This window comes from Ensifer sp. Root558, assembly GCF_001427045.1.
Classification (GTDB): Bacteria; Pseudomonadota; Alphaproteobacteria; order Rhizobiales; family Rhizobiaceae; genus Ensifer; species Ensifer adhaerens.
Genome location: NZ_LMGC01000019.1, coordinates 1 through 17,191, shown reverse-complemented (window position 1 = coordinate 17,191; position 17,191 = coordinate 1). Strand labels below are relative to the sequence as shown.

Genomic DNA, 17,191 nt, shown 5'->3' with positions numbered 1-17,191 from the left:
ACAAGCGGACACCCTCTGTCCGCGGCACAAATCAACCCGGATACCAGACGATACGAGGGTCACTTGGTGGACGCTCGTATTGAAAGGCCTGGTCGATAAGCTTTTCGAGATCGTATTCCGGTTGCCAGTCCAGCAGGAATTTTGCCTTGCTGTTGTCCAACCAGTTTGAGTGGAAATGGCTCGGAACATCGACCGACGGTAGGCCGCGCGTGCGTTCGAGATAGCTTGCGACCTCGCCGTAATCGACCGGACGATCCATGGCGATGTTGAAACGTTGACGCTCTGCGTGCGGATTGTCGATCGTGCTGAGGATCGCTGACACAAGGTCGCTGACGTGGACGAAGTTGCGCTTGAGCGGTCTTCCGTCGGCATCGCGCAGTAATGGTACGGTTCCGGCCTTTACGTGGCGCCTGGCTTCATGGGGCGGAAAATACGTCTTCCAGTCCGGTCCACCGAAAACGTCGTCGCCGAAAGAAAGCGAGTGCCTGAAGTCGTCCTTTTCCATGATCCACGGCGCGCGCAGGCAGCAGACGTTCATCCCATATTGGACTGAGTACTGCTCGACCATCACCTCCTCGAGGACTTTGGAGAGCGCGTAGCTGCCGGGATAGGCGCGATGCGGTGTCACCTCGGTTATCGGTCCTTCATGGCGATAGAAGAAATGGCCGACCGCGGCGTCGCCGCCGATCAGAATGAACTGCCGGGCTGTTGGGCTCATTCTGAACGCTTCGAGCAGCCAAAAGAGACCTTTGACGGTCACATCCATGACGTCGGCGGGCGTTTCCTTGCAGGTCGCCAGATGCACGATATGGGTCGCGCCGGCAATCGCGGCGTCAGCGACCGCGCGATCGGCGATGGAGCCGCGGATAATCTCGAGGCGCTCGCTTGGATTGAGCACGCGGTTGTGGCAGAGCGCGCGAATGCGCGCTTTCGAAAAACGTGGTCGGTCAAGCAGCGTGGATATGAGGTGCTGCCCGACCTTGCCCGTTGCCCCGGTGACAAGGATAAGCATGCTTATCTCCCAGTAGTAGCTAATATATGATTGCGACTTTCGTCAATGTCTAATTGTCATACAAATAAGGTTTATCAGACGAGAGATCATTGACGCGGTTGTGATGATTTGCGTAAATAAGCAATCTCTCACTCAAGGGGCGGGCATATTGTGACGCGCCTTGGTGAAGGCCGCGCGTCTTGGGAGTTTGGAAGGCTGGTCGTGCTGCTAGAACTCAGCAATATTTCCAAGCACTTCGGGGCCATACAGGCCGTCAATGACATTTCGCTGTCGTTAGAGGCGGGCCAGGTTGTCGGATTGATGGGCGACAACGGCGCCGGCAAGTCGACTCTCGTCAAAATGATTGCGGGAAACTTTCGACCGAGCGAAGGCACGATGCGCCTCAATGGCAGCGAAATCGTGCTGCATCGCCCGGTCGAGGCGCGGCACTTCGGAATTGAGATCGTGCACCAGGATCTTGCCCTTTGTGACAATCTCACCGCGGCGGCGAACGTTTTTCTCGGACGCGAACTGAGGCGGGGCATCGGCCCATTGGGCGTGCTCGACTACAAGGCAATGTACCGGAGGGCCGCGGAGATCTTTAAGGAACTCCGTTCCGAGACCAGAGCACGCGACCTCGTGAAACAGATGTCGGGCGGTCAACGCCAGGCGGTGGCGATTGCGCGTACGATGATTTCGGAGGCGAAAATCGTTCTGATGGACGAGCCGACCGCGGCCATTTCCGTGCGCCAGGTCGCTGAAGTGCTCCATCTCATCCGACAACTGCGCGATCGTGGCATTCTGGTTGTGCTTATCAGCCATCGCATGCCCGACGTATTCGATGTCGCCGATCGCGTCGTTGTCATGCGCCGAGGCCGAAAGGTGGCGGACAAGCCAATCATCGAGACCTCTCCGGAAGAGGTGACAGGACTTATTACTGGCGCCATTGAGGGTGGATAGCGGAAAACGATCTGGGTCTTTTGCGCCGGAGGAACGCGAGGTTAACATGGCAACGACGCTGCACGAGACGATAGCCCATAGGCAGCGCACGCTCGCAGCAACAGTCCTGGGCAGCCAGACCTTCTGGGTACTGGTCGCCGTCGTTCTCGCCTGCATCTTCCTGTCATTCGCCACCGACAGTTTCGCAACGGCAAAGAACCTCTACAACATCACCCGCAACGTCACTTTCATCGCAATCATCGCGCTCGGGATGACGCTTGTCATCATCACCGGTGGGATTGATTTATCGGTAGGGTCGGTGCTCTGCCTGTGCAGTATGGTACTTGCAGTCACGATGCATGCGGGATACGGCATAGGGACGGGCATTGCCGTCTCGGTCGCCACGGCATTAGTGATCGGCGCGTTCAATGGCATCTTGATTGCCTATCTCGGCTTTCCGCCCTTTGTCGTAACGCTCGGCATGCTCTCGGTTGCCCGGAGCCTGGCCATGGTCGCGTCCAACAATACTGTCGTCTTCGAATTTGGCCCCGATCATGCCAAGCTGCTGGCGCTGGGCGGTGGGGCGGTCTTCGGTATCGCCAATCCAGTGATCTACATGATCGTGCTGGCGCTCCTGACCGGCTTCGTGCTGCGGTGGACGCGGATCGGCCGCTACATTTACGCCATTGGTGGCAACGAAAAGGCGGCCGTTGCCACGGGCCTTCCCGTACGACCCATCAAGGTCTGCGTCTATATGATCTCGGCGCTGTCGGCTGGCATCGCCGGCATCATTCAGACCGGCTGGCTGGGTGCTGTGACGACCAATATTGGAGCGGGCATGGAGTTGCAGGTCATCGCTGCGGCAGTGATTGGGGGCGCTAATCTCGCTGGCGGCGCAGGTACGGCCTTCGGCGCACTTGTCGGTGCGGCACTCATCGAGGTGATCCGCAATAGCCTCGGACTTCTCGGCATCAATGCGTTCTGGCAGGGGACATTCATCGGCGGCGCGATAATCCTTGCAGTCCTTTTCGATCGCATCCGCAATTTCCGCCAAAGCGAGTAGCGCACACGCCCTGCAGCACGCGATTTTCTCACGCGTTGGTCGCGCACGCCAGTGCGCCCGGTAGTGCGAGTTTGTGTTCTATTCCCGGTGGAGAACGCGTTCATCACCCGCCTACCATTCTTCGAAGGCCGCTTGCGGTCGTGAAGGCTGCTCGGACCTATGCGTCTCACTGGAGAGGAGAGGCATGACGGATCCAGCATGCTGTGGCTCGGGGTGCTCGCTACCCATAGGCATACGAGCCAGCGCCTATGGCCATCAGGGCCAGGAGACGGGGATACTTATGACCGAGGGCAAAGAGGTCGAGATTTGGTCGAGGGCAAGCTCGACGGTGTTGCACTTGGTGAGGCAATTTACGGCCAAACCCGCAGCGCCACACTAGCCATTCGGCAGTTCTTTGAGCATTGTCAGTCGGTTTCCAGGCAACAGAGCGATGATTTTGTCCTGTTCAAGAGCGTAGAGCACCTCCAGGATTTCATCCTGCGAGAATCCTGCCGAGGTCAAAGGATCGCCGACTTCAAACACGTTGATGGACATGTCCGGCATAGCCTTCAATGCGCGTAGGCGCTCGATCAATGCGATTTCGGTTTCCGTGAATCTGCTCATACCAACTACATAACGCTCTTCGGGCAGAATTGTCTCATGGCCATTGCACGTCTGCCGTCATCGCTATGACCATGGTCCGCGGATCGAGCTGTTCCAGCGGATCGAGCTCTTCCAGTTGCACCACCTGCGCACGGCCTGGCGGCGGCCCTCGGCTACGCGGTGTTGTCACGAAGCGTTGACGGCGTTGTGAAAAAGCCCCACCTTCGCCGGAGCGATGATGGGGCTCCTACCTTGATCCGGAGGGATCCGAGATCATCAGCAAAGCAAAAACACGAATGTACGGAAAAGGTTCCCGCTTGCTGGGCCGCCTTGGCCGGTTCCGAGAGGGGAAGGCATCGAGGCTTTCCGCCTTTGTGGGCGGTTCGCATTTGATCCGACGTATTCGTCATTTTTCGCAGAGCCTTCGCTCCCCGAAATAGGGTTGGTAGCTGCAGTCCGATGGCCGGAAGGAGCGATAGCTGCGAGAGCAAGCGGTGATGTTGCAGCTCTGAGGCGGAGCGCTGTCGTCAACCAGAACGCCCGCTGCGGGGGTCGCCAACGCTTCCCGCATGAAATCCCGCCAAATCTGCGCTGGCATATCCCCGCCCGTTACGCCTTTCATCGGCGTGTCGTCGTCGTTGCCGACCCAGACCCCTGCGACAAGCGGCTCGGTGAACCCGACAAACCAAGCGTCACGATTGTTCTGGCTGGTGCCGGTCTTGCCAGCAGCAAACGCGCCGGGGTCGGCTGCGCGCCCGGTACCGCGTTCCACAACAAGCTGTAGAAGGGAAAGGAGATCGCGCCGATAGGGGGCCAGATCCACGCTTGGCGTATCTTTTGCCCCGACTCGAAAAGCCGTTGCTTGGTTCGAAGCCTGAAATTCGATAATTCCCCTGGGTTCAACGGGGGCCTTGCCGAATTGCACGGACGCATAGGCACTTGTCAGGTCAAGCAAGCTGACCTCGGACGTGCCTAACGCCAGCGAAGGCGTATCGACAAGTGGCGCGTCGATCCCGAGTTCACGCGCGGCACTGATCACCTTGTCAAGGCCGACATGTTGGGCGAGCGCCACTGTTGGCGCGTTGAGAGACCGGGCGAAGGCCTCAGCGATCGTGACCCAGCCGCGATAGCGGCCGCCGGAATTCTCTGGTGACCAGCCGTTGATTTCGATCGGTGCGTCCAGTACCCGGTCGGATAAGGAAAGTCCGGCCTTCAGAGCGGCATAGTAAACGAACAGCTTGAAGGTGGAGCCCGGCTGCCGTTTTGCCGTGACGGCACGGTTGAACTGGCTCTCTTTGTAATCGCGGCCGCCGACCATGGCCACAACCGCTCCATCCGGGGTCATTGCCACCAATGCGGCCTGAGATGCACCAACAGTTCTTCCCTCAGTATCCAAGGCCCTCTTGATGACCCTTTCGGCAATCCCCTGAAGCCGGGGAACAAGCGTCGTTCGAACTGTGGTCGAGCCCGGCGAAGTCCCGGCGATTTCGCTCGCCTGCGGTGAGACCCAGTCCGCAAACCAACTGCCGGATCGGGGCGTTGGCGTTGTCGGGTGGAGGGTAGCAAAGCTCGCCTTGATCTGCGCAGCCTTTGACGCGTCAACCTTGCCGTTCGCAACCATCGCGTCGAGGACGACCGATGTGCGCTTTCGGGAACCTTCAAGATTGTCGATCGGGTTCCATAGGCTAGGAGCCCGCAACAATCCCGCCAGAAGCGCCGATTCCGAAAGGTTTAGCGCTCCGATATCCTTGTTGAAATAAATGCGTGCGGCGGCCGGCATACCCGTTGCGCCAGCGCCAAGATAGGCGCTGTTGAGGTAACGCGTCAGGATTTCCTGCTTTCCGAGTTTCCACTCCAGCCACAGGGCAATCACGAACTCCTGTATCTTTCGTTTTACCGTACGATCGCTGTCGAGATACTGCAACTTGATGAGCTGCTGGGTGATCGTGCTACCACCCTCCACAACCGACCCTGCCTTGAGGTTTCGAAGAAGCGCTCGTCCGATGCCTCTGATATCGATGCCGAAGTGGTCCATGAACCGCCGGTCTTCAACAGACAGTACCGCATCGATCAGTTGTGGCGTGAATTGGTCGAACTGTGCGTAAGGTCCTTGATAAGGTCCTTGTCTGACCAGCGGCTGACCGTCCGCGGTTTCCAACACCACGATAGGCTTTAGTGTACCGTCCCGGATCTCGGCCCAAGGGACATCTTTTAGCGCCCACACCAACCCCGTTACACCAACCAGAATACAGAAAACGGCGGTCAGCCGCACCGCCGATTTCCACCTGGCTTTCCTTTGCAAGACAGGCTGGCTAGACCGGCGAAGCGCTCGTCCTGCCTTTTTGGGAGCGTTCGCAAGTGCCCCGCCGAGATTTTTCAGCAGAAATGAAAGAGTTTGCTTATCCGCAGCCTGGACCTTGGTCTTTACGGACGAAGCAGCCGCCCGGACCTTGACCTTGACCGCTGTTGAGATAGCCCGCGAATCGTAGTGAAGCGCACGAAGCAGAGCGTGCGCTGCCTGTCGGGTCTGCTCAAACGGCAGAGGTGGACGTTCGCTCGTTCCAGCTCGTATCAACGGGTCAGCGTCTGCGCTGTGATCCGCCTCTTTTGTTCCCGCGGGGGCTCTCTGGGCGAGCATTTCCGCCTTTTGATGGTCGTCCGACCCAGTGCCACTTCGTGTAGAGACGTGAGGATTGCGGGGCATTTTTTAAGACGCTCAAACCCTTAATGACTTAGAGCACTGTGGCGGGTTCTCAACGTACGGCAAAGACGCTGGTTCCAGCCAAAGGAAATACGCTGCCATCATCAGTGCGCGCGTCACGACAGGTGGGACCTAAAAATCCCAACCGTGGCGGGCGCGAGCTTAGGTCTTGAGACTGCCTTTACCAGCCCGCGAACTGCGAAACAACTGTATCGGGAACGTCGGAGACTTCGGCGAAAGCTCGATCCAGAACGTTTAATGCCTGAACGATGTCGGTGTCCGGGACGGTCAGCGGCGGAGTCATCTCCAGAACATTTGCGTTCATCCCGACACAGTAGACGACGAGGCCGAGTTCATAGGCCCGATAGATAAGTTTTGCTGCTTCCGCTCGCGCTGGAGCCCGTGTCTGCCGATCGAGAACGAGGTCGACGCCGCAGGCAAGACCTCGACCGCGGATATCGCCGATCAGTTGATATCGTTCGGCAAGCCTTGCCAGGCCGTCGCGCAGCAGTTTGCCTTTGCGCTCCGCTTCCTGCGCAAGCTCGTCGCGCTCAATGGTTTCAAGAACGGCAAGGCCGGCGGCAGTAGAGATCGGATTGCCGTGGAGCGTCTGCATGGCAAAGGCGCTGGCACAATCGAGGATGCGTGCCGGGCCGATCGCGGCAGAAAGCGGCAGCCCGCCGCCAAGACCCTTGCCGATGGTCAGGATGTCGGGGACGAAATCCTCATGTTCGAAGCAATGCAGGCGGCCGCTGCGGCCAAGCCCGACCTTCACTTCGTCGCAGACGACGAGCACACCGTATTCCCGGCAGATCGCGGAAAAGGCTTTAAAAAAACCGGTTGGCGGAACGATCAGGCCGCCGTCTGACTGGATCGGCTCGATGAAGGCGACCGCGAAACGCTCCGGCGCCGCCTCAAGTCGCTCCCGTAATTCTGCGAGTATCGCACCACCTGTCGGGTCGTCGTGGTAGGGCCGGTAGGGATCGGGGTACGGTAGCAGGAGCAGTCCGTCCGCCTTGGTCGCGCCCGCCTGGACGCTGTGGCCGGAAAAAGCCATCGAGCCCACGGTACAGCCGTGGTAGGCGCCGACGAAGGCGATGACGCCCGACCGTCCCGTCGCCTTGGTGACAGCGCGGAAGACCGCCTCGTTGGCATCGGATCCGGAATGACCGAACCAGACCTTGTTGTCGCCCGATCCGGGAAAGGCCGTGAGGAGTTTTTCGGCAAGGGCCGCCGCCGGTCCATTGGCGGCAGAAAGAACACTGGCGCCGGCGGGATTTGCCGCAGCACCGGAGATTGCCTCAACCAGCGCCGGGTGGCCATAGCCAAGGCTCGCCGCCCCCCATGCCCCGGAGAGGTCGATCAGTTCGCGGCCGTTTTCCTCCGTCAGCCTCGCGCCGCGGCCACCGGTCACTGCAAGCGGGAAGAAGCGTAGCTTCTGTAGGTTGGCGACTGCCGCTTGGTCTCTCTCGTAGAGTGCGGTCACGGGGCTTCCCCTACGCTAGCTTTAAGACACCGGGTGAGACGCTCGCCCCAGGCAGTGACGCCCGCATCCGTATCGATCAGATCGTGGCGCACCTCGACCAGAACGCCCGGAAGCCCACGCGCGTCGGCATGAACCGGCACGGTGTAATCCTCGTCGGGATGGATGTTGTAGGGCTCGTTGTCACCGATCGTCAGCTGGCTTTCGCTGGCCAGTTCTCGGATCAGCGAACCGGCAAAATCGACGGCGTCGCGATAGAGGATGCCGGCCTGCCAGGGGCGCGGCTTGCCGAAATAGACCGGCGTGAAGCTGTGGATGCCGACGACAAATGGCCGCTTGCCTTCGCCTTCGAGCCGGTCGAGACGGCGGCTGACCGCTTCAGCGAAGGGCGTGAACAGCGTATCGATCCGCTGCTGCCGCTCTTCGTCGCTCAGGTTTCGGTTGGCGGGGATCTCCGTCGTCTCGCTGATTTCGGGGATCATCGAGGGGGCGGGAAGCGGCCGGTTGCAGTCAATCACCAACCTTGAATAGTTGGTGAAGAACAGTGGTGCATCGAGGCTGAGGCTTAGGTGCTGAGCCAGCGCCATGGCGCCGATATCCCAGGCGATGTGGCGCTGGCGCTCGTGCAGCGGAAGCCCCATATCGCCGAGCGCGCGTGGCATCCGGTTGGAGGCGTGCTCGCATAAGAGAAGGATCGGGGAGGTGCCGTCCGGGTTGAAGACCGCATAGGGCGGCAGTTCGTCGATCGAAAGCAGCGGCGCGCTCGGGTCGTGTCGCGCGCCGGGTTCTAGGCTCTTGATGGCCGTTGTCGAGGTCATGGGTTGCCCATCCGTCAATCAGTAGACCGCCGCATAGCGGGCACAAAGTTCGTCCGGCGAGAGCCCATCGACGATCTCGATCTCCTTGCGCTTCATCGCCATGTAGCAGTCAAGGAAATCTCGAGAGAACCAGCCCGTGACGACCGGATCGGCGACGAGCGTATCCAGAGCTTCCGGCAGGCTCGCGGGCAGGCGACGAATACCGAGCTTCTCCTGCTCTGCCGCCGAGAAATCGGAGGGGTCGGAATTGATCAAGGGCGGCTGTTCGAGCCCGGCCTTGATGCCTTCGAGGCCGGCCTTCAACAAGACGGCCAGCGACAGATGCGGGCTGGCGCATGCGTCGGCGGCGCGGTATTCCATGTTGAACTGCCTGGCCGGATTGCTGCCGGGAAGGTCCAGTGTCGGGCAGATCCTGAGCGTCGCTTCGCGGTTCTTTTCGCCAAGGCAGGTGTAAGCGGCGCTCCAATGGTGCGGCACGAGCCGCATGTAGGAAAGCACCGACGGAGCGGTAAAGGCGGTCAGCGCCGGCAGATGCTTGATGACGCCGGCGGCAAAGGCGCCGGCGATCTTGGAGAGCCTGCCGGGGCGCGAGGCGTCAAAGGTCACCGGATTGCCGTTAAGATCGGTGAAGCTCACATGCAGGTGCACGCCGTTGCCGACGCCATTCGAGACCGTCTTCGGGGCAAAACTCGCATTCCAGCCGAAGAGGGCGGCGACTTCCTTGGTGATTGCACGGATGGTAGCGCCGCGATCGGCGGCGGTCAGCGCGTCGGCGGGACGGCAGGTGATTTCGAACTGGTCCTTTCCGTATTCCGGCAGGAACATTTCCGGCTCGGCGCCGGCTTCCTGCAAAGCGGTCATCAGCAGAGACCCGAAGGGTTCGGCACGGCGCTGGGCGCGCAGGCCGAAGGACGGCGCATCCGGCCAGTCGACGCCGAGCAACTGGAACTCCTGCTCGACGGCTGAAATGACTTTGAGGCCGACTTGTTCGTATTCCTTCAGCGTCTGTTTCAGGAAGCTGCGTACGCAGCAGTCCCAGGCATTGCCTTGGAGGTCGGTGATGTCGGCGTGATAGAAATGCAGCGGCGTCTCGTCTGGCAGGCAGGTGACGCGCGCCTTGCTGTCGGGGTCGGCCATCAGCCGGAGGTCGCCGGCCGAGCCCCAGGGATTGTTCTCGGCAATCAGGTCGAAGGGCGTGAGCGCCAGGTTGGCCGGCACCCAGCCGACACCCTTGCGCAGGTAGCTGTCGATCTCGGAAGCCGCAAAACTGCGGCCGCGCGTGATGCCGGCGATGTCGGTCGTGACGAAGGTGGCAAGTTCCGTCAGTGCGGCGGCCGCCTTGCCGTTGTTGGTTTCCGTCATGGGGTTCCCCTCTATTCGTTCATTTTTTAGGCGGCGACTCAGGCTTGGCGCAAAGTGCCGAGGCGGCTGACCACCGTCTCAGTGTCGGTCGTCCAGCAATAGCCGGAGTAGGCGCGAAGGGCCGCGTCATGGCGCTGCTCGCTATAGGTGGCGCAGGCGTCGTTGACGACGGTGACAAGGTAACCGCGGTCGGCGGCGTCGCGCACCGCCATGTCGACGCACTGGTCGGTGATGACGCCGGCGATGATCAGGTAGCGGGTGTTGAGGTTGCGCAGGACGTAGTCGATGTTGGTCGAGTTGAAGACGCCCGACGACGTCTTCGGCAGCACGATCTCGTTGTCGATGGGCGAAAGTTCCGGAATGACCTGCCCCTCCGGAGAACCTTTCGGCACGTGCATGTCGGAGAGCTTGTGGTCGAGCGAGCGGTCGCGGCCGTCGAGCGTCAGGCTTTCGATGATCGTGTGCAGCACATCGCAACCGGCCTTTCGCGCCGCCTCCAGAATGCGTACCTGGTTGGGGATGACGGTCTGGCGCAGGCGCCTGTGATAATAGCTCTCGGCGTCCTGCGGGTGGGTCGGGTCGAGGTTCGGCTCGCACCAGATGCGCTGCATGTCGACGAACAGCAGCGAGGTGCGGCCAGCCTCATAGGCGCTGTCGCGCCTCAAGCGATCGTCGCCAACCTTGACAGTGACTGCACTCATTCGAATTCTCCTCGGTTTATTTTGGTTCGCCGGGACGGCGGAAAGGGTCAGCGGTCGTCTTCAACGGCTGGATTGAAGGCGTCCTCCGTGATGGCGTATCCGCGGCGCAGGTCCTCCATGCGCTCGATGCGACCACGTGACTGCGTGGCAAGGCGGGCGGTAAGTGCCGCAATCACCGCCTCCGTCTGGGCAATCGCCGGCACCATCGTGTCGTAGGGCGAGACCGTGTCGACGGGTGCCGTCAGCGTCACTGTCGCGAAATCGGCGATCGGCGATAGCCAGCGGTCAGTAAAGAGCACGATGCGCGATCCTTGCTCGGCCGCCTGACGAGCAAAGCGGATCGTGTCGTTCTGGTAGCGGCGATAGTCATAGACGAAAAGCACGTCGCGCTTGCCGAGGTCGACAAGCTGATCGACCTGGTCGGCCTGACTGCCGTTGATCCAGCGCGTGTCGCCCCTGAGCTGCTTCATGTGCGACCAGAGGAGGCCCGCGAGAAAGCCGCTGAAGCGGCCGCCGAGGCAATGGATGCGAGCGCTCATGTCGGCCGCCGCATCCACGGCTGCCTCGAAGTCTTCCGAAGGCAGCATTTGCATCGAAGACTCCAGCGCATGGATGCTGGCGCGAAGGAAGTACTGGTAGAAGTTCTCTTGTTCCAGCGACGGGCGGCGCGCGTCGAGCATGGAGAGCGGCGAGCTCATGCGCTCTTGGACTTCACTGAGCAGCGCCTTCTGGAACTCCGGATAACCCTCAAAGCCCAGTGTGTTGGCAAAGCGCACGACGGTCGGATTGCTGACGCCGGCAGCGGCCGCGAGATGCGCGACCGTGTTCAGCCCTGCTGCCGGATAATTCGACAGAAGCTGCCTGACGATCTTCAGTTCCGAGCGCGTGAAGGTAATTGCGCCGTCTGTCAGTCGGTCCCGGATTGCCACGATTTCTGCCTCCCAAAAACGATGGCGTGAATTCCGATTTCTAATTTTTGTTACATAATTGCTAGCAGATAATGTTTTTTGAAACAAGATTGACATTTGGTCGATCTGCGATAACGTTCATGTCGGGAACGGGCCCGAGCCAAAAAATACGCGGCCGGGCCAAAATCTGGGGGAATGCGGATGGTGCGCGTCAGGCGAGAAACCGTCGTTGGTATCCTTGTAGCGTCGCTGCCGCTTTTGGCCGCTGCCGCCATCGCCTCGTTGTTCTTTCCGGGCAGCGGCGAGCGCCTGGTGACGCTTTACATGATCAACGTCATCGCCGTGCTCGGCATCGGCATCTATGCCGGCAATTCCGGTATCGTTTCCTTCGGCCATGTCGGCTTCATGGCGATCGGTGCCTATGCGTCGGGTCTGTTGACGCTAAATCCGATCATTCAAAAGACAGCGTTGCCACATCTGCCGGAATGGCTGGCCGGGATGGGCATGCCCTTCCTTCCGGCACTTGCGATTGCGCTTGTCGTGGTTGCGCTCGTCGCGGTGCTGATCGGCATTCCCGTGGCGCGCCTTGGCGGCTCATCGGCTTCGATCGCGACCCTTGGTTTCCTCGTCATCGTGCATGTTGTGCTCGTCGCCTCGACCGATTTCACCCGCGGCAGCCAGACCTTTTTTGGTATTCCCCGCGCGGTCAATCTCTGGGTGGCGGTGCCCTTTGCTATCGCTGCCGTGGTGGTTGCGCGTCTCTATCGGGATTCGAGTGCTGGCTTGAAGCTTCGGGCGTCGCGCGAAGACGAGATCGCCTCGAGCGCCGTCGGCGTCAATGTCAAACTGCAGCGCTTCTTCGCCTGGGTTCTCGGTGCGGTGCTTGCAGGCGCTGCTGGCGCCTTGCTGGCCCATTTCCTCGGCGCGTTTTCGCCGAAAGACTTCTACTTCAACCTCACCTTCATGCTTTTGGCGATGCTGATCCTCGGCGGTATCACCACCGTCTCGGGTGCCGTCGGCGGCGCTGCCGTAATCATGCTGATTGTCGAACTCCTGCGCAAGCTCGAGGGTGGCGTCGATCTCGGCTTCCTCAAGCTGCCGACCGTCTTCGGCCTCACCGACATCGGGATCGGCGTGGCAATCCTCGTCGTGATGTACCGCCTGCAGGATGGCCTCTTCGGTGTGCGCGAACTTGACGAGCGCTTCGGCTGGTTCAAGCTCTCCACAGAGAAGGACGTTGTGTCGGTGAAAAGCGTGCCAGCGTCCGAGGCCGCTTCAGCCGGTCACGGCTCTCTCCGGGTCGAAAATCTCGGCAAGAAATTTGCCGGCCTCGTGGCGCTCGAGAACGCCAATTTCGAGATCAAGCCCGGTATCGTCACTGGCCTTATCGGCCCGAACGGTGCGGGCAAGTCCACGCTGATCAACAGTGTGTCCGGCGTCGTGCCGCCGTCGACGGGTCGCGTGCTGATCGATGGCCAGGATGTGGCGTCGCTTGCCGTTCACGCGGTTCCCGTCGCGGGCCTTGCCCGCACCTTCCAGAACATCCGTCTCTTCAAGAACCTAACGGTCATCGAGAACGTCACGGTCGCGGCGAGCGCCTTGAAGGCGGGCGGTGAGGATCCCGCTGCCCGTGCCTTGACGGTGCTTTCGGAAGTGGGCCTCGCGGAATTTGCCGACCGGCTGGCCGGCACGCTTTCCTACGGTGCGCAGAGGCGGCTAGAAATCGCCCGCGCGCTGGCGCTGAAACCGCGTTACCTGCTGCTCGACGAGCCGGCTGCCGGCATGAACCCGGCCGAGACCGAGGAATTGATGCATGTGCTCGACCGCATCCGCATGAAATACCGCCTCGGCCTGCTCGTCGTCGAGCATGACCTGAAGCTGATCATGCGGCTCTGCGATGTTGTCGTCGTGCTCAACAAGGGCCAGCAGATCGCCATCGGCACACCGGCGGAAATCCAGGCTAACCCTGATGTCATCGAGGCCTACATCGGCCGCCGCCGCTCAACGGCGCAGGCGCGCAACGCGCCCGTCGGGACCCCCGTTCTGCCGTCCGGCGCGCCGGGCCTGCATAAACCAGCATAAATCAAAAGAGGGAGCTTTTCGGATGAAGAATAACGTCACGGCCCTGTGCCTCACAACCATGCTTGGCGGTATCGCGTTGTCGCCGCTACCCGCATTTGCAGACGATCTGGTTATCGGTCTTGCGACCGCACAGACCGGCGGTCTTGCACCCTATGACCAGCCGTCGCTGAAGGGTCTGGAAATGGCGGTCGAGGAGATCAATGCGGCCGGTGGTGCTGCCGGCAAATTCCCGATCAAGCTCGTCGCCAAGGATACGCGCTCGGATGCGGCGCAGACGGCGCTGGTGGCGCAGGAGCTGGTTGACGAAGGCGTCAAGATCGTGATCACGCCTTGCGATGCCGATCCGTCGATTGCTGCCGGCCAGGTGACGCAGGCAGCCCAGATCCCCGCCTTCTCCTTCTGCGCCACGACGCCGACCATGCCGCTTGCGGTGGGCGACTACATGTTTGGCAATTATCCGGCCGACAACGTCCAGGCCTCTGTTCTTGCGACCTACGCGTTCGCGAGGGGTTACAAGAAGGCCTACATCCTGAAGTCGCCCGATAGCGCCTATACTCTGAAGCTGCCGGAGTATTTCGCCGTTGCGTTCAAAGCCAAGGGCGGCGAACTGCTCGGTGAGGGCACCTACGGCATGGGCCAGCAGGACTTCGGCGCCGAGGTCACCAAGATCAAGGCGATGAACCCGGCGCCCGACGTCATCATGACGGCGGCCTACGAGCCGGATTTCCCAGCCTTCATCCGTCAGCTGCGCGGTGCAGGGGTGGCCACGCCGATCCTCGGCAGCGACGGCATCGATTCGCCCACGACCTTCGGCCTTGGTGCCACCGTCGACGGGGTTGTCTTTACAACCGCAGGCTTTGCCAGCGAAGGCAGCCCGCTTGCTGACTTCAATGTGAAGTACAAGGAAAAATACGGTCAGGTGCCGGATACGGTCTACATCGCCAACGGCTACGACCTTGGCAAGGTGATCGACGCGGCGGTGACGGAGGCAAACAGTATCGATCCGGTTGCCATACGCAACGCGATCGCCTCGCTCGAAAACGTCCAGGGTGTGACCGGCCCGATCAGCTATGCCGGCACGCAAGGGATGCCGATGCGCTCGGTATCGCTGGTGCAGATCGAAAGCGGCAATCGCCAACTGATCAGTCAGGGCGTTCCGGCGGCCGCCGACGTTCCAGCCCCCTGACCGATCACCTGTGGTGGTCCCCGGATTTCCCCGGGGATCGTGCCTGTCTGCGCCGGCGGCGCTTTGCAATCCACGGCAAGGACTTTGCCCGATGATGATGAGTGAAATTCCCGTTCTGAAGCCGCTTCTGGAAGTGAGCGGCCTTAAGATCGCCTATGGTGCGGTCGAAGCCCTGAAGGGTGTTGATCTCGCCGTCGGCAAAGGGCAGATCGTGACGTTGCTCGGCGCCAACGGCGCTGGCAAGAGCTCGACGCTGAACGCGCTTGTCGGTCTGGCGGGAAAGAAGGCCGGACGTGTGTCTTTCAACGGCCGGGATGTTTCCGGCCTCGCGCCGGAACAGATTGTCCGGCTCGGAATGACCTTGACGCCCGAGGGACGGCGCATCTTCCCGAGCCTCACCGTCGACGAACACCTGCTGCTCGGCGGCGCCATGCACAAGGCGCGCGGCGCGATATCAGAGGTGCGCGAAGACATGCTCTCGCGATTCCCGATCCTGAAAGAACGCCTCACCCAGAAGGCCGGCTCGCTCTCAGGGGGCGAACAGCAGATGCTCGCGATCGCCCGCTCGATGATGTCGTCGCCTGACTTGTTGCTGCTCGACGAGCCCTCGCTCGGCTTGGCGCCGCAGGTGGTGGATCTGATCTTCGACCTGATCGCCGGGCTGAGACAAAAGGGCCTGACGATCCTCCTGGTCGAGCAGAACGTCTCTCTGTCGCTCGAGATTGCTGACGCGGGCTACGTCATGGCCAATGGCCGGGTCGTGCTTTCGGGCACGGCCGCCGAACTGCGCAATTCAACCGAAATCCAGGGCGCCTATCTCGGCGCCTGAGCCGAGCGCGTGGAGGGTCAATTCATGGATATGTTCCTGCAGCAACTCGTCAATGCGCTCAGCCTCGGCGGCACTTATGCGCTTCTGGCGCTTGGCCTTGCGGTCGTCTTCTCGATCATGGGGCTCATCAATTTCGCCCATGGCGAACTGATGACGGCTGCCGGCTACGGCCTCTGCTTTGCCCTGTTGCTGGGCCTGCCGTTTCCGCTCGCTGTCTGTGCGGCTCTTTTGATCGCCATCGTGCTTGCCATGCTGATGGAGCGCATCGCCTTTCGGCCGGTGCGCGGCGCCAGTGGCACGACGCTGCTTCTAACGAGCTTTGCCGTTAGCGCGATCCTGCGCGTGATCTTCCAGAACTTCATTTCCGCCCGTCCGAAGCCGGTGCCGATGCCCGAAAGCTTTTCTGGCACGATCGAGATCGGCGGCCTGCATCTGGGCCTCATTCAGGGAACGTCGATCCTCGTCACGATCATCATGCTGGTCGGCCTGAACCTCTTCCTTCGCACGACCGTGCTCGGTCGTGCCATGCGTGCTGCATCCGAAGATTTCGCTATCGTTCGGCTGATGGGTATCCGCGCCAATGCGGTGGTCGCTACCGCCTTTGCGATCTCCGGCCTGCTTGCCGGCGTCGCCGGCATCCTCTGGGTGGCCCAGCGCGGCAGTGTCGATCCGTTGATGGGCTTCCTGCCAGTGCTCAAAGCCTTTATCGCCGCAATTATCGGTGGGCTCGGCAGCCTCTCCGGCGCTGTCGCCGGCGGCTTTCTGCTCGGCTTCATCGAAGTGTTCTTGCAAGCCTATCTGCCGGAAAGCCTGCTCAGCTACCGCGACGCCTTCACTATCCTGCTCGTCATCGGGGTTCTGCTCTTTGCTCCGCAGGGGTTGCTTGCAAAGAAGACCGTCATCAAGCTTTGATGTTCGCGAAAGCACCTGGTATCGGGATGATAGGGTCAGTACAGACGCAAGCAATGGCAATGAGTTGGCATTGATCGTCCGCAATCACCTTGTGGGCTCGTCGAGGTCGGCAGGATTTGCGGCTTGCCCCTGGGCCCTGTCGTCTTCCCGTCATGGCACTTGGTATCAACGAATGGAATGGAAATGCCGCACATAGTCGTAAAGATGTTCCCTGGCCGCTCCGAGGAGCAGAAACAGGAATTCGCCGCGAAAGTGGTCGAAGCTGCGAAAACCATCCTAGGCTCAAGCGACGCTTCGCTTTCCGTTTCCATCTTGGAAGTGGATCCGGCGGAGTGGGATGCGAGTGTCTACGACCCGGAAATCGTGGCGAACGAAAGCACGCTCTATAAACGGCCGGGTTACGGGGCTCTCTCACAGTCGTAGGGGGTGATCGCCGAGGGCGTTTTTGAATGAAGCGGGGGTGCCATGCAAACCCCGCTCGCCTCGGCCACACGGCCACTTTGCCCTGCATGCTGTGCTGACAGGATTGGAGTGTCGTGAGCGTCCGGTGAGCGGATTTTGGTCCGGCGGGGAATTGGCGCAAGTTACGTCACAGATGATTCATTTGTGACGTAACAGGGTATGAATGGCCAAG

At 60.8% G+C, this 17,191-nt stretch carries 15 protein-coding genes and 1 pseudogene; 8 read left to right on the top strand and 8 right to left on the bottom strand.

The window, feature by feature from the left end:
- Positions 1-31 precede the first annotated feature (31 nt).
- Positions 32-1,012, bottom strand: a complete 981-nt coding sequence (locus tag ASD63_RS19195) for an NAD(P)-dependent oxidoreductase (protein WP_060529752.1) — start codon at positions 1,010-1,012, stop codon at positions 32-34.
- A 150-nt stretch (positions 1,013-1,162) separates the two neighbouring features.
- Here ASD63_RS19195 and ASD63_RS19190 point away from each other — a divergent pair, with 150 nt between their 5' ends.
- From ASD63_RS19190 to ASD63_RS36255, 3 genes and pseudogenes are all read left to right on the top strand, one after another.
- The gene (locus tag ASD63_RS19190) at positions 1,163-1,951 is read left to right on the top strand and encodes an ATP-binding cassette domain-containing protein (protein WP_234798880.1); all 789 of its coding nucleotides are present in this window, start codon (positions 1,163-1,165) and stop codon (positions 1,949-1,951) included.
- Positions 1,952-1,997: 46 nt separating this feature from the next.
- Entirely contained in the window at positions 1,998-2,993 is a 996-nt protein-coding gene (locus tag ASD63_RS19185; protein ID WP_034798700.1) for an ABC transporter permease, read from the top strand.
- A 189-nt stretch (positions 2,994-3,182) separates the two neighbouring features.
- Positions 3,183-3,306: pseudogene (locus ASD63_RS36255) on the top strand (cupin); the annotation flags it as partial.
- 62 nt (positions 3,307-3,368) lie between these two features.
- On the opposite strand, the gene ASD63_RS19175 reads toward ASD63_RS36255, so the two are convergent.
- The 7 genes from ASD63_RS19175 to ASD63_RS19145 all read right to left on the bottom strand — a co-directional run bounded on the left by ASD63_RS19175 (position 3,369) and on the right by ASD63_RS19145 (position 11,569).
- Positions 3,369-3,596, bottom strand: coding sequence for a hypothetical protein (locus tag ASD63_RS19175; RefSeq protein WP_060516749.1), 228 nt, complete (start codon positions 3,594-3,596; stop codon positions 3,369-3,371).
- Positions 3,597-3,981: 385 nt separating this feature from the next.
- On the bottom strand, positions 3,982-6,279 hold the full coding sequence (locus ASD63_RS19170; protein WP_060529751.1) for a PBP1A family penicillin-binding protein: 2,298 nt from the start codon (positions 6,277-6,279) through the stop codon (positions 3,982-3,984).
- 178 nt (positions 6,280-6,457) lie between these two features.
- Positions 6,458-7,762 carry an aspartate aminotransferase family protein gene (locus ASD63_RS19165; RefSeq protein ID WP_060529750.1) on the bottom strand — a complete coding sequence of 435 codons (1,305 nt, stop codon included), beginning with the start codon at positions 7,760-7,762 and terminating at the stop codon, positions 6,458-6,460.
- Entirely contained in the window at positions 7,759-8,577 is an 819-nt protein-coding gene (locus tag ASD63_RS19160) for an N-formylglutamate amidohydrolase (RefSeq protein WP_051659457.1), read from the bottom strand. The genes ASD63_RS19165 and ASD63_RS19160 overlap by 4 nt, the downstream gene beginning before the upstream one ends.
- Before the next feature lie 18 nt (positions 8,578-8,595).
- Positions 8,596-9,939, bottom strand: a complete 1,344-nt coding sequence (locus ASD63_RS19155; RefSeq protein ID WP_060529749.1) for a glutamine synthetase family protein — start codon at positions 9,937-9,939, stop codon at positions 8,596-8,598.
- A gap of 38 nt (positions 9,940-9,977) precedes the next feature.
- Entirely contained in the window at positions 9,978-10,640 is a 663-nt protein-coding gene (locus ASD63_RS19150; protein ID WP_082566430.1) for an isochorismatase family cysteine hydrolase, read from the bottom strand.
- 47 nt (positions 10,641-10,687) lie between these two features.
- Complete coding sequence (locus ASD63_RS19145) at positions 10,688-11,569, bottom strand: MurR/RpiR family transcriptional regulator (RefSeq protein WP_034798710.1); 882 nt, start codon at positions 11,567-11,569, stop codon at positions 10,688-10,690.
- A gap of 180 nt (positions 11,570-11,749) precedes the next feature.
- Here ASD63_RS19145 and ASD63_RS19140 point away from each other — a divergent pair, with 180 nt between their 5' ends.
- The 5 genes from ASD63_RS19140 (at position 11,750) to ASD63_RS19120 (ending at position 16,980) form a co-directional block, all read left to right on the top strand.
- On the top strand, positions 11,750-13,630 hold the full coding sequence (locus ASD63_RS19140; RefSeq protein WP_082572941.1) for a branched-chain amino acid ABC transporter ATP-binding protein/permease: 1,881 nt from the start codon (positions 11,750-11,752) through the stop codon (positions 13,628-13,630).
- Between the two features lie 22 nt (positions 13,631-13,652).
- A complete protein-coding gene (locus ASD63_RS19135) occupies positions 13,653-14,816 on the top strand; it encodes an ABC transporter substrate-binding protein (protein WP_060529748.1) in 1,164 nt (387 codons plus the stop codon).
- Positions 14,817-14,910: 94 nt separating this feature from the next.
- A complete protein-coding gene (locus tag ASD63_RS19130; protein ID WP_200953519.1) occupies positions 14,911-15,645 on the top strand; it encodes an ABC transporter ATP-binding protein in 735 nt (244 codons plus the stop codon).
- A gap of 24 nt (positions 15,646-15,669) precedes the next feature.
- Positions 15,670-16,557 carry a branched-chain amino acid ABC transporter permease gene (locus ASD63_RS19125; protein WP_176960447.1) on the top strand — a complete coding sequence of 296 codons (888 nt, stop codon included), beginning with the start codon at positions 15,670-15,672 and terminating at the stop codon, positions 16,555-16,557.
- Between the two features lie 183 nt (positions 16,558-16,740).
- Positions 16,741-16,980, top strand: coding sequence for a tautomerase family protein (locus ASD63_RS19120; protein ID WP_060529747.1), 240 nt, complete (start codon positions 16,741-16,743; stop codon positions 16,978-16,980).
- The last annotated feature ends 211 nt before the right edge of the window (positions 16,981-17,191 follow it).